This window comes from Mycobacterium sp. MUNTM1 (assembly GCF_054660795.1).
Genome location: NZ_BAAGDE010000025.1, coordinates 69,514 through 81,979, shown reverse-complemented (window position 1 = coordinate 81,979; position 12,466 = coordinate 69,514). Strand labels below are relative to the sequence as shown.

Sequence of the window (12,466 nt, the reverse complement as noted above, 5' to 3'; positions counted from 1 at the left end):
CCAGACACATCCACTCCGTCAGGAGGTCCTCCCACTTTCAAGCAGGCACGCCGTCAACAACCTCTCAGGTCACGACAGCTAGCCGGACAGCGCGTCGAACAAAGCCGCCAACTGATCCGGCGACACCGATGCGTTGCATCGGCTGCGCAGGTCGAGCAGCGGCTGCGCGATGCCCCTCAGCTCCAGCGCCTCGTTGGGATGACCGAGGAAATACCCGCGGACGGACGCCTTCGCGTCAGCGGGCGATTGATTGACCGCGGAAGTCAGCACGTTGTTGGCATCGGGATGACCGTCCAGGTAGCCGCTCGCCGAGTTCAGGACGCCGCTCGCGGTGGCGGCGACCCCGCTGGCCGAGCACGGATCGGGTGCGGCCGCCGCGGTCGGCGCGATCATGACGCCCAGAACGCAGCCGGCGATCACCCCGAAAACTGTGCGCCATAACGATGTGCTCATTGCGTGTTCCCTTCGCGCCGACTATTCGAATGTCCGATACATCAATTACCCCATAACCCGGACACAACCCCGCACGAGGGATTCGGGTGTGGCTTCTGGCCGGCGCGCACGAAAAAGCCCGGCCCCTTGTGAGGGCCGGGCTTTCCCGTTATCTGAGTCGTGGACTTAGAAGTCCATACCGCCCATGCCACCGGTCGGGTCGCCCGCGGGTGCGGCCGCCTTCTCCGGCTTGTCGGCGACGACGGCCTCGGTGGTGAGGAACAGGCCCGCGATGGACGCCGCGTTCTGCAGCGCCGAACGGGTCACCTTCACCGGGTCGGCGACGCCGGCCTTCAGCAGGTCCTCGTACTCACCGGTCGCGGCGTTCAGGCCGGTACCGGCAGGCGAGTTGCGGACCTTCTCGGCCACAACGCCGGGCTCCAGACCACCGTTGAAGGCGATCTGCTTCAGCGGAGCCTCGAGCGCCACGCGGACGATGTTGGCGCCGGTCGCCTCGTCACCGGTGAGCTTCAGCTCGTCCAGCGACGGGGTCGCGTGCAGCAGGGCCACGCCACCACCGGCGACGATGCCCTCCTCGACGGCGGCCTTGGCGTTGCGCACCGCGTCCTCGATGCGGTGCTTGCGCTCCTTGAGCTCGACCTCGGTCGCGGCCCCGGCCTTGATCACCGCAACACCGCCGGCCAGCTTGGCCAGGCGCTCCTGCAGCTTCTCGCGGTCGTAGTCGGAGTCGCTGTTTTCGATCTCGCTGCGGATCTGGGCCACCCGGCCGGCGATGGCGTCGGAGTCACCGGCGCCCTCGACGATGGTGGTCTCGTCCTTGGTGACGACGACCTTGCGGGCCTTACCCAGCAGGGCGACGTCGGCGCTCTCCAGCGACAGGCCGACCTCTTCGCTGATGACCTGGCCACCGGTGAGGATGGCCATGTCCTGCAGCATCGCCTTGCGGCGGTCACCGAAGCCGGGGGCCTTGACGGCCACCGACTTGAAGGTGCCGCGGATCTTGTTGACGACCAGGGTGCTCAAGGCCTCGCCCTCGACGTCCTCGGCGATGATCAGCAGCGGCTTACCGGCCTGGATGACCTTCTCCAGCAGGGGCAGCAGGTCCTTGACGGTCGAGACCTTGGAGCTGACCAACAGGATGAAGGGGTCCTCGAGGACGGCTTCCTGACGCTCGGCGTCGGTGACGAAGTAGCCCGAGATGTAACCCTTGTCGAACCGCATGCCCTCGGTGAGCTCGAGCTGCAGGCCGAAGGTGTTGGACTCCTCGACGGTGATGACGCCCTCGTTGCCGACCTTGTCCATCGCCTCGGCGATCAGGTCGCCGATCGACTGGTCGCCCGCGGAGATGGCCGCGGTGGCAGCGATCTGGTCCTTCGTCTCGACCTCTTTGGCCGACTTGAGCAGGGTCTCGGTGACCTTCTCGACGGCCTTCTCGATGCCGCGCTTCAGACCCAGCGGGTTGGCACCGGCCGCGACGTTGCGCAGGCCCTCGCGGACCAACGCCTGGGCCAGAACCGTGGCCGTCGTCGTGCCGTCACCGGCAACGTCGTCGGTCTTCTTGGCGACTTCCTTGACCAGCTCGGCGCCGATCTTCTCGTAGGGGTCCTCCAGCTCGATCTCCTTGGCGATGGACACACCATCGTTGGTGATCGTGGGGGCGCCCCACTTCTTCTCCAGGACGACGTTGCGGCCCTTGGGGCCCAGCGTCACCTTTACCGCGTCGGCGAGGGCGTTCAGCCCCCGCTCGAGGCCGCGACGGGCCTCTTCGTCGTACGCAATTGTCTTGGCCATTGCGAAGTGATTCCTCCGGATTGGGGATGACACGTTCTGGCCGGGTGCAGTGCCCGCGACGGACGGCTAGGTGTCTCCCGCTTGTCGCGGCCCTGGCCTCACCGTCCCGACCTAGCACTCGCTGGTCGCGAGTGCCAAGTCATTCTTAGCACTCGCCTATGCCGAGTGCAAGAAGTGGTCAGCCCTATCGCCCAGCGCGTAAACCGTCGACGACGACGTCGGTCACCCGCTCGGCCAAATCCGGGTTGTAGGCCTCCGCCGCCTGGCACCCGACCATGATCGCCTTCACTTCGCGCACCCCGATGTCTTGCCGCGCCGTGCCCGCCCGCTGCGCGGCCCGCAGCAACTCGTCGAGCATCGCCAGGAAGGCGTCCTCGGCGTCGGGCGCGGCGGTGGCGATGTCGATCCCGAATCCGGCCAGGGCGTCGACCAGGCCGCGATCGGCCGCGCCCCAGTGCAGCACCATCGATCGCAGCAGCGCGAACAGCGCCTCGCCGGGCCCGACGGAGTCCAGCAGGGCCCGCCCGTCGTCGACCAGCCGCTGCATCCGGTCCTCGATGACCGCCTGGAACAGCGCCTCCTTGGTGGGGAAGTGCCGGTAGACGGTGCCGGCCCCGACGCCGGCCCGGCGCGCGACCTCGTCGATGGGCACCGAAAGGCCCTCGGCCGCAAAGATTTCGTAGGCGACGTCGAGCACGCGCGCCCGGTTGCGCGCCGCATCGGCCCGCAACCGGCGTTCGGGCTGCGCCATCTGCCGTCACTCCTCACCGGTTGACAAAGCGGGGCGCGCGTTCCGTATAGTGGCATTCAACCGGAGCGCTCGCCCCGTTTACTCTACAAGTTCAAGGAGCCTCTCATGGCCAAGTGGACCACCGCGGACATCCCCGACCAGACCGGCCGGGTCGCCGTCATCACCGGAGCCAACACCGGCCTGGGCTACGAGACCGCCCTGGCGCTGGCCGACCACGGCGCCCACGTGGTGCTGGCGGTGCGCAACCTGGACAAGGGCAAGGACGCGGCGGCCCGGATCACCGCCCGCAGCCCGCACGCCGATGTTGCGCTGACCGAGCTCGACCTGACCTCGCTGGCGTCGGTCCGCACCGCGGCCGAACAGTTGCGGTCCGCGCACGACCGCATCGACCTGCTGATCAACAACGCCGGGGTGATGTACACGCCGAAGTCCAACACCAAGGACGGCTTCGAGCTGCAGTTCGGCACCAACCACCTGGGCCACTTCGCCTTCACCGGCCTTCTCCTGGATCGCCTGCTGCCGGTCGCCGGCTCGCGGGTCGTCACGGTCAGCAGCGTCGGCCACCGCATCCTCGCCGACATCCACTTCGACGACCTGCAGTGGGAGCGCCGCTACAACCGGGTCGCCGCTTACGGGCAGGCCAAGCTCGCCAACCTGCTGTTCACCTACGAACTGCAACGGCGGCTCGCCCCGCACGGCACGACGATCGCCGCCGCCGCGCACCCCGGCTTCTCGGACACCGAGCTGATGCGCCACCTGCCCGGTCCGGTGGAGGCCGTCTTCCGGGTCGCCGCTCCCCTCGTGACTCAGGACGCGGCCGGCGGCGCGCTGCCCAGCCTGCGAGCGGCCACCGACCCGAGCGTGCAGGGCGGGCAGTACTACGGCCCCTCCGGTTTCGCGCAGTCGCAGGGCTCCCCCAAGCTCGTCGGCTCCAGCAAGAAGTCCCACGACGCCGAGCGCCAGCGTAAGCTGTGGGCCGTCTCCGAAGATCTGACCGGGGTCACTTTCCCGGTCTAGCCCAGGTCCAGCAGCTGCTCGTAGAAGCCGCCGAAGCCGCGCGGGCGATCGACCAGGTGGATCTCGAGGATCCAGTGGCAGATGCGCCCGCGCGGGTCGGTGCGGCGCATCGGCTTGGTCGAGCCGGGCATGATGATCCACTCGACGCCGGGCCCGGCGATCTTCTTGTGCGGGAACTCGCCGATCAGATGGCCCGCGATCGGACTGCCCCACTCGAAGCCCTCGGCACGGGCCACCCCGACGACGTGGTCGAAGAGCTCGGCGCCGGTGACCTCGGGATGGCCGGCGAAGTAGTCGCGGCCGGCCTCCCAGACCCGTGGCAGCGCGTCGCGAAGGGCCGTCTTGTGCGGGTCGTCGCCGAGCACGAACGTCCGCCCGAAATCGGCCTCCCACTCCTCGAAGATCGGGCCGAGGTCGAGGAACACGATGTCGTCGTCGACGATCGTGCGATCCGGCGGTCGCTCCTGAAACGGCTGCAGCGTGTTCTCCCCGGCCCGCACGATCCGCCGGTGCCAGTGCCGGGTCACCCCGAACATCTCGCCGGCGAGGTCGTGGATCTGGTCGGAGAGTTCCTTCTCGGCCAGCCCGGGGCGGATCATGGCCCGGCGCTCGATCTCGTCGAACAGTTGCGCGGCTTTGCGCTCGGCGTCCAGCAGCCGTTGCACGCGAACGTCTTCGGCGGTCGATGGGTCCACACCGGCGATGCTATGCGCACACTGGAACCATGTCCCTCGTCGTGCCGCCCTACCCGCCAGCCCGATACACCAAAGACGAACCGGAGATCAGCGCCTGGCTCAAGCGGGCCGATCAACCACCCGACTACGAGACGTCCGGGGTCAAGTACCACTACCTGGCCAACCAACAGGACACGGCCGGCGACTACGGCCTCTACCGGGTCGACATCGCCCCGGCCGGCGGCGGCCCCCCGGCGCATTTCCACCGCGCCATGTCCGAGGCGTTCTTCGTCCTGTCCGGGACGATGAAGCTCTACGACGGCACGCAGTGGGCGGACGGCCATCAGGGCGACTTCCTTTACGTCCCGCCCGGCGGCGTGCACGGTTTCCGCAACGAGGCGGACGAGCCGGCATCGATCCTGATGTTGTTCGCGCCCGGTGCGCCCCGCGAGGCCTACTTCGAGGGCTTCGCGGCGCTGGCCGACATGACCGACGACGAGCGCCGCGAGTGGTTCGTCCGGCACGATAACTTCTGGGTGTAGTAAACCCTTGCATTAACCCGAATTTTGTTCTGCCGTAACGTTTCTGCTCGGTGCGCCGACCCCAGCAACGGTGGGCGTAGGGTGTGGCCGTGCGGACGAGGAAGCCGTCGAAGCGGGCTGCGGCCTGGATGCGGCAAAGAATCGATTGGTCGATGAGCGCCCCGGTGATGATCAGCCTGCGGATCAAACGCCCAAAACCCCGGAGCACACCGGACTTTCGGCCGCGGCCACCGGCGCCGGTAGCCGTGCCGGAACGCGGCACCCGGGTGAGCGGCTATCAGCGGGGCGGGCGGGGATACCGAGATCGGGCCCGGGCACGCCTGTCGCTCGCACCGCCTGCGATGGCTCGACGGCCCCGCGTGGCACGCCCGTCGGGCCGACGACCGCGCACGCCGGCCGTCGCTACGGCGTGGGCGTCAGGTCGCCGTTGACGTAGCGCTGCAGGCTGGGACCGATGGCCGCGACGGCCTCATCGTCGGTCATCGACGCGATGGGCTCGATCTTCCAGACGTAGCGCATCAGCGCCAGGCCGATCGCCTGTGAGGCGATCAGGCCGCTGCGGACCAGGCGCTCGCGTTCGTCGACGCCGAGCTGTGCGGCCCCCATCAGGCTGCCGGCCACGACGCGTCGCAGCTTCTCCCGGGTGGTCGCGTCGTGCGCCGCGGTCTGCAGGATGGCGTGCAACGTCGGCCCGACCTCGTCGTCCTCCCAGCTGGCCAGCAACAGCCTCAGCACCGCGGCGCCGAGCTGCTCCACCGGTGTGGCCCAGACCTTCGCGACGTTGTCCAGCCACTTCTGCGGCGGGTTGGTGGCCGCGTCCAGCAGCTTCTCCTTCGACCCGAAGTAGTGGTACACCAGCGCGGGGTCGACGCCGGCGGCCCGGGCGATCGCGCGGATGGTGGTGCCGGCCCAGCCGTGTTCGGCGAACTCGTCGCGGGCGGCGGCCACGATCCGCGCGGCCAGCACCCCCCGTTCATCTCGCGGACCGGGAGTTATCAATCTCTTCGCCATGAGTTTCATCATAGCGTGAATTTCCCCTTGCGTTGAGACTAGTTTCATCGTAGCGTGAGACTAGTCTCAACGAGGCGTGAAATGAGGAGCAGGCACCATGTACACCTACGACATCGACGCCGCGGCCATGTTCGAAGACCGCACCGATCAGTTCGCGAAGTTCGGCATTCCGCTCGACGACATCGAGCGGGTCCGCTCGGCCGTCGTCGACATGTGGACCGACGCACCCGGCGGCTGGGTCTATGAATGGTCAATTCTGGCAAGCGAATACGCCGAACGTGGCGAACACCGGATGGCCTCCCTGATCTACGGGTGCGCCAAGTTTCCCTGCCTCACCGACCCGGCGCGCGCCAAGGCGATGCAACACCAACTCGAGCAATTTCAATTGGCGGCCAACGATTTTCCCGTGCACTTCGAGCGGCGCATCATCACCGTCGGGTACCGCGGCGGGTCCGTCGAGGTGCCGGTGCACCTATACTCCGCCGACGGCGACTACCCGGCCCGGCCGGTGCTGATCGCCAGCGGCGGCGTGGATACCTGGAAGATGGACATCCACCCCTGGTGGGTCGGATTCACCCAGGGTGCGGGCGTGACGACGATGGCCTTCGACCACCCCGGCACCGGTGAGACCGCGATCCCGCTCGACGAGCACGCCGACGAGGTGATCCGCGGGCTCGCCGGCTACGCCCGCACGCTCGGCAACGGCCGGGTCGCTCACTTCGGCGCGTCGTTCGGCGGCAACTTCTCCGTGATGTCCGGCCTGTCCGGAATCGTCGATGCCGCAGTCGATCTCGGCGGGCCCGTCGTCGCCGCGTTGGGTCGGGAGAATCTCGCGAGGCTGCCCTACGGCATGCACGACATCCTGGGCAACGCCATGCACCGGGACCGCTCCCCCACCCTCGACGAGCTCAGCGCCGGCATGGAGCGCCTGAACCGCGCGGATCTGCTTGCCCAGCAGGATAATTCGGCGATGCTGGTGATCAACGGCGCCGACGACTACTTCGTCCCGCAGTCCGACACCCTGGACTTCCGTGGGCGCCGCGACACCGAGGTGCACCTGATCGAGGGCACCGGCCACGTCGCCATGAGCAAAGCCCCCGAGGTGGTGCCGAAGGTCATCGCCTGGGTCCGCGGGCAAATGGCGTCGCCGGCGTGACGCATCCGGCAAGCTCGCCGAACGCCAGCAAATCGCCGTCTGGATAACGGTTTTCTCCGCGGGTCGTCCCCTGCCGGGGCCGTCGGGGACACGTCGCGAGGCCGTCGCGAGGCCGTCGCCCAATCCGGCGCCGTTTGCCGCCGATGAGTATGTTTTGGGCCATGGCTTCCAACGACACAGAGAACCGCAATTGGTCGGAGGGTGACGTCCCGGATCAGAGCGGCCGCGTCGTCGTCATCACCGGCGCGAACACCGGCATCGGCTACGAGACGGCCGCCGTGCTGGCCTACCGCGGCGCCCACGTCGTGCTGGCGGTGCGCAACCTGGAGAAGGGCAACGCGGCGCTGGCGCGCATCGTCGCCGCCAGCCCGCGCGCGGATGTCACGCTGCAGCAGCTCGACCTGACCTCGCTGGACGCCGTCCGGTCGGCGGCCGACGCGCTGCGCTCGGCCTACCCGCGCATCGACCTGCTGATCAACAACGCCGGGGTGATGTGGACGCCCAAGCAGCTCACCGCGGACGGCTTCGAATTGCAGTTCGGCACCAACCATCTGGGCCACTTCGCGCTGACCGGGCTGCTGCTCGACAACCTGCTGGTGGTGCGGGACTCGCGGGTGGTGACGGTCAGCAGCCTCGGCCACCGGCTGCGGGCCGCGATCCACTTCGACGACTTGCAGTGGGAACGCGGATACGACCGCATCGCCGCCTACGGGCAATCCAAGCTGGCCAACCTGCTGTTCACCTACGAACTGCAGCGCCGGCTGGCCGCCAGGGCCGACGCGAAGACCATCGCGGTCGCGGCGCACCCGGGCGGCTCCAACACCGAGCTGGCCCGCAACCTGCCCGGCGTCCTCCGGCCGGTGAAGGCCGTGCTGGGGCCGGTGCTGTTCCAGAGCCCGGCCATGGGAGCGCTGCCGACGCTGCGGGCGGCCACCGACGCGGCCGTGCAGGGCGGGCAGTACTACGGCCCGGCCGGCTTCCTCGAGCAGCGCGGCCGCCCGAAGCTGGTCGAGTCCAGCGCGCAGTCCCACGACGAGGACTTGCAGCGTCGGCTCTGGGCCGTCTCCGAGGAACTCACCGGCGTCAGCTTCCCCGTCTGACCCGGGAGATAATGGCTCCGATGCGCTCAGTCGCCGAACATCAGCGGGTCGTCACCGAGTTGATTCGCGCGCGGCCGCCGGCCGCCGTGCCGCTGACCGAGGCCCAGGGCCTGGTCCTGGCCGAGGACGTGGTGGCGCGCCTGGCTCTGCCGGTCTTCGACAACTCCGCAATGGACGGCTACGCGGTGCGCGCCGAGGACACCTCCGGCGCAACGCCCGACCAGCCGGTGCTGCTGCCCGTCGCCGAGGACATACCGGCCGGGCGCACCGACGAACTGACGCTGCGGCCCGGGACGGCGCACCGCATCATGACGGGCGCGCCACTGCCGGCCGGGGCGACGGCTGTCGTTCCGGTAGAGGACACCGACGGCGGCGTGGACGTGGTGGCGATCCGCGCGCCCCGCGACGCCGGCAAGCACATCCGCCGCGCCGGCGAGGACGTCTCCCCCGGCACCACCGTCCTGCGCCGGGGTCAGGTGGTGACCCCGGCCGTGCTCGGCCTGGCCGCGGCGCTGGGCATCGCCGAGTTGCCGGTGATCCCGCGCCAGCGGGTGCTGGTGATCTCGACCGGTTCGGAGCTGGTGACGCCGGGCACCGCACTGCTGCCGGGGCAGATCTACGAGTCCAACTCGATCATGCTGGCCGGGGCCGTTCGGGATGCGGGCGCCGAATTGGTCGCCGTCGCGACCGCGGAAGACGAAGTGGCCCAGTTCAGTTCGATCATCGACCGCTACGCGGGTGACGCCGACCTGATCATCACCAGCGGCGGCGTCAGCGCCGGGGCCTACGAGGTGGTCAAGGATGCGTTCGGGCGCGAGGGCGACCAGGGCGTGGAGTTCGTCAAGGTCGCCATGCAGCCGGGCATGCCACAGGGCGTGGGGCGGGTGGCCGGCGCGACGATCGTCACGCTGCCCGGCAACCCGGTCAGCGCGCTGGTGTCCTTCGAGGTGTTCATCCGGCCCGCGTTGCGCAGGGCGATGGGCCTGCCGGACCCGGACCGCCCGCACCGCACCGCGGTTCTCGCCGAGTCGCTGACGTCGCCGCGCGGCAAGCGCCAGTTCCGCCGCGCGGTGCTCAACGACGACGCCAGCACCGTCACCAGCTACGGGCCGCCGGCGTCGCATCACCTGCGCTGGCTGGCGTCGGCGAATGGGCTGCTGGACATCCCCGAGGACGTCGTCGAGGTACCCGAAGGGACCCGGCTGCAGGTGTGGGATCTGCGCTAGCCGGGCGACGATGCAACCCGCGCACGAGGAGTCCGGCAACCAGGCTCAGCCGGCGGGCGTGGCCACGTCCCGGTGGAAGTCGTCGGCCTTGTCGAAGGCCGGGGTGCAGCGGATCGCGATGCCGACGATCGCCATCATCACCGGGATGGTGACCAGCGCCGCCGACAGGCCCACCCGACTCGACAGGTGGCCGATCAGCGGCGGCCCCAGCAGGTAGCCCAGCCAACCGGTCGCGGCGACGATGGCGATCGCCGAGCCGGCGCCGCTCGCGCCGTAGGCCGCGCTGAAGGCGGTGGGCACCAGCAGCGCCACACCGACGCCCAGCGCGGCGAAACCGAGCACGCTGACCCAGGCGCTGGGGGCCACCAGCGTGACGCCCATGCCCGCGACGGCCACCAGCGCGAGCGCGGGCAGCAGCCGGCGGCTGGACACCCGGGCGTGCAGCCGGGACGCGCCGAACCGGGTGATGACCATCGCACCCGTGTAGGCGGCGTAGCTCAGCGCGGCGACGCTCGGGCCGGCGCCGATCACGTTGCGCAGGTAGTTGGCCGACCAGTCGGTGGCGGCGCCCTCGCAGAGAAACGACGCGAACGACACGGCCGCCAGGATCGCCACCGCCGGCGTCATCCAGGCCCGCTTGCCCCGGCCCGGTTCCGCCGGCGCGGCAACGGAATCGGCCGCGTCGGGGATAAGGTGTCGGGTCCGGGGTTCCACCACGATCAGGACGACCAGCCCCAGCACCGTCAGCTGGCCGGTCAGCCCGATGCCCGCGCTGACGCACGCCGCGCCGATCAGGGCGCCCACCAACGTCCCGACGCTCCACATGCCGTGGAACCGTGCCATGATCGGAGCCCTGGCGAGCCGCTCGACCGTGCCGGCCTGGGTGTTCATCGCGACGTCCAGCGCCCCCTGGAACAGCCCCCACAGCGCCAGCGCGCCGAACAGCGCGGCCGCGGAGCCGGACAGGCCCACCGTCGCTCCGGCCGCGACATAGCCGGCCACCGTGATCGGGATCAGCCGGTGACTGCCCCAGCGGGGCGGCGCCCAGTGGCTGAGCAGGGTGGCCACCACCGAGCCCAGCGGCGCGCCGAACAGCGCCGTGCCGAGCGCCGCGTCGGAAAGGCCGAGCTCGGCCTTCACGTGGGGAATGTGTGCGGCCCAGGACGAGAACACCAGACCGTGCGCGATGAAGACGATGGTGACCGTGGCTTTCGCCCGGCGCAACCGTGTTGCCCGCCGATCGTTCGATTGCATGTCGAAGGTGGGCGTTCCCCCTGCGGGCGTCTACGAATCAGCCGCGCGCTCCGTAAGATGGCCGCGTGGCACGACGCCCCCGCACTATCGGCCCCTCTGCTCAGGACCCGGGCTTCAGCCCGCAACACGCGCTCGAGCTGGTGCGCTCCGCGATCCCACCGGTGCATCCGGCCGGCCGGCCGTTCATCGGCGCCGGGCTGGCGCTGGCGCTGGTCGGGCGCAGGCATCGATGGGTGCGACGGGCGGGCCTGCTGGCCGCCGGGGCGTGTGCGGGATTCTTCCGTCACCCCCCGCGGGTGCCACCCACCCGGTCCGGCGCCATCGTCGCACCCGCCGACGGCGAGATCTGCGTGATCGACTTCGCCGCTCCGCCCGCCGAACTCGGCATGGGCGACGCGCCCCTACCGCGGGTCAGCATCTTCCTGTCGCTGCTGGACGCCCACGTGCAACGCGCCCCGGTCAGCGGCGAGGTGATCGCCGTACAGCACCGGCCGGGCCGATTCGGCTCGGCCGACCTGGCCGCGGCGAGCACCGAGAACGAACGCACCAGCCTGCACCTGCGCACCGCCAGCGGCGCGGACGTCGTGGCGGTACAGGTCGCCGGGCTGCTGGCCCGGCGCATCATCTGCGACGCGCACGTCGGCGACAAGCTGTCGATCGGTGACACCTACGGCCTGATCCGGTTCGGCTCCAGGCTGGACACCTACCTGCCGCCGGGCGCCGAGCCGCTGGTGAAGGTGGGCCAGCGCGCGATCGCCGGCGAGACCGTCCTGGCCGAGCTGCCATGATCAGCAAGCCGCGCGGCCGGCCGGCGGTCAACCTGCAGATCCTGCCGAGCGCGATGACGGTGCTCTCGGTGTGCGCGGGGCTGACCTCGATCCGGTTCGCCCTCGAACACCAGCCCAAGGCCGCGATGGCGCTGATCGCGGCGGCCGCCATCCTGGACGGACTCGACGGGCGGGTGGCCCGCATCCTGGACGCCCAGTCGCGGATGGGCGAGGAGATCGACTCGCTGGCCGACGCGGTGAACTTCGGTGTGACCCCGGCGATCGTGCTCTACGTGACGCTGCTGACCAACTCGCCGGCCGGCTGGGTGGTGATCCTGCTCTACGCGGTCTGCGTGGTGCTGCGGCTGGCACGATTCAACGCCCTGCAGGACGACGGCAGCCAGCCGTCCTACGCGCACGAGTTCTTCGTCGGCATGCCCGCGCCGGCCGGCGCGATCTCGATGATCGGTCTCATCGGACTCAAGCTGCAGTTCGGTGACGGCTGGTGGACGTCGCCGCTGTTCCTGTGCATCTGGATCACCGGGACCTCGATCCTGATGGTCAGCAAGATTCCGATGCGCAAGATGCACGCGGTCGCGGGGGGGGGGGGGGGGGGGGGGGGGGGGGGGGGGGGGGGGGGGGGGGGGGGGGGGGGGGGGGGGGGGGGGGGGGGGGGGGGGGGGTGGTGAAATTGGGGGGACCAGGGAGCGGGGCCGGGGCGACA

At 70.0% G+C, this 12,466-nt stretch carries 12 protein-coding genes and 1 pseudogene; 7 read left to right on the top strand and 6 right to left on the bottom strand.

The genetic code is table 11. The annotated features are described in order from the left end of the window. Positions 1-78: 78 nt before the first annotated feature. The 3 genes from ACYQ8K_RS16055 to ACYQ8K_RS16045 form a co-directional block, all read right to left on the bottom strand. Positions 79-453 (bottom strand): heme-binding protein, encoded by a 375-nt coding sequence (locus ACYQ8K_RS16055; protein WP_459970411.1) that lies wholly within the window; start codon positions 451-453, stop codon positions 79-81. 165 nt (positions 454-618) lie between these two features. Continuing rightward, complete coding sequence (groL, locus tag ACYQ8K_RS16050; protein ID WP_007768358.1) at positions 619-2,244, bottom strand: chaperonin GroEL; 1,626 nt, start codon at positions 2,242-2,244, stop codon at positions 619-621. A 184-nt stretch (positions 2,245-2,428) separates the two neighbouring features. Further along, on the bottom strand, positions 2,429-2,995 hold the full coding sequence (locus ACYQ8K_RS16045; RefSeq protein ID WP_459970409.1) for a TetR/AcrR family transcriptional regulator: 567 nt from the start codon (positions 2,993-2,995) through the stop codon (positions 2,429-2,431). A 105-nt stretch (positions 2,996-3,100) separates the two neighbouring features. On the opposite strand from ACYQ8K_RS16045, the gene ACYQ8K_RS16040 reads away from it, so the two are divergent. After that, positions 3,101-4,012, top strand: coding sequence for an SDR family NAD(P)-dependent oxidoreductase (locus ACYQ8K_RS16040; RefSeq protein ID WP_459970407.1), 912 nt, complete (start codon positions 3,101-3,103; stop codon positions 4,010-4,012). On the opposite strand, the gene ACYQ8K_RS16035 is transcribed toward ACYQ8K_RS16040, so the two are convergent. Beyond that, entirely contained in the window at positions 4,009-4,707 is a 699-nt protein-coding gene (locus ACYQ8K_RS16035) for a M24 family metallopeptidase (RefSeq protein ID WP_459970405.1), read from the bottom strand. The two genes, ACYQ8K_RS16040 and ACYQ8K_RS16035, sit on opposite strands and share 4 nt — an antisense overlap. Before the next feature lie 29 nt (positions 4,708-4,736). Here ACYQ8K_RS16035 and ACYQ8K_RS16030 point away from each other — a divergent pair, with 29 nt between their 5' ends. Beyond that, complete coding sequence (locus ACYQ8K_RS16030; protein ID WP_459970403.1) at positions 4,737-5,228, top strand: cupin domain-containing protein; 492 nt, start codon at positions 4,737-4,739, stop codon at positions 5,226-5,228. A 402-nt stretch (positions 5,229-5,630) separates the two neighbouring features. Here the strand turns inward: ACYQ8K_RS16030 and ACYQ8K_RS16025 are convergent, their stop codons facing one another. Next, on the bottom strand, positions 5,631-6,239 hold the full coding sequence (locus ACYQ8K_RS16025) for a TetR/AcrR family transcriptional regulator (protein WP_459970401.1): 609 nt from the start codon (positions 6,237-6,239) through the stop codon (positions 5,631-5,633). Between the two features lie 97 nt (positions 6,240-6,336). On the opposite strand from ACYQ8K_RS16025, the gene ACYQ8K_RS16020 reads away from it, so the two are divergent. The 3 genes from ACYQ8K_RS16020 (at position 6,337) to moeA (ending at position 9,721) form a co-directional block, all read left to right on the top strand. Further along, positions 6,337-7,395 (top strand): alpha/beta hydrolase, encoded by a 1,059-nt coding sequence (locus tag ACYQ8K_RS16020; protein ID WP_459970399.1) that lies wholly within the window; start codon positions 6,337-6,339, stop codon positions 7,393-7,395. Between the two features lie 161 nt (positions 7,396-7,556). After that, positions 7,557-8,495 (top strand): SDR family NAD(P)-dependent oxidoreductase, encoded by a 939-nt coding sequence (locus ACYQ8K_RS16015; protein WP_459970397.1) that lies wholly within the window; start codon positions 7,557-7,559, stop codon positions 8,493-8,495. 20 nt (positions 8,496-8,515) lie between these two features. Then, complete coding sequence (moeA, locus tag ACYQ8K_RS16010; RefSeq protein ID WP_459970396.1) at positions 8,516-9,721, top strand: molybdopterin molybdotransferase MoeA; 1,206 nt, start codon at positions 8,516-8,518, stop codon at positions 9,719-9,721. 45 nt (positions 9,722-9,766) lie between these two features. Here the strand turns inward: moeA and ACYQ8K_RS16005 are convergent, their stop codons facing one another. Next, a complete protein-coding gene (locus tag ACYQ8K_RS16005; protein ID WP_459970394.1) occupies positions 9,767-10,975 on the bottom strand; it encodes an MFS transporter in 1,209 nt (402 codons plus the stop codon). 65 nt (positions 10,976-11,040) lie between these two features. Between ACYQ8K_RS16005 and ACYQ8K_RS16000 the strand changes: the two genes are divergently transcribed. Together ACYQ8K_RS16000 and pssA are read left to right on the top strand one after the other, a co-directional pair. Continuing rightward, positions 11,041-11,763, top strand: a complete 723-nt coding sequence (locus tag ACYQ8K_RS16000; RefSeq protein ID WP_459970392.1) for a phosphatidylserine decarboxylase — start codon at positions 11,041-11,043, stop codon at positions 11,761-11,763. Then, positions 11,760-12,341 (top strand): annotated as a pseudogene (pssA, locus tag ACYQ8K_RS15995) (CDP-diacylglycerol--serine O-phosphatidyltransferase); the annotation flags it as partial. The gene ACYQ8K_RS16000 and the pseudogene pssA, both read left to right, overlap by 4 nt. Positions 12,342-12,466: the final 125 nt, after the last annotated feature.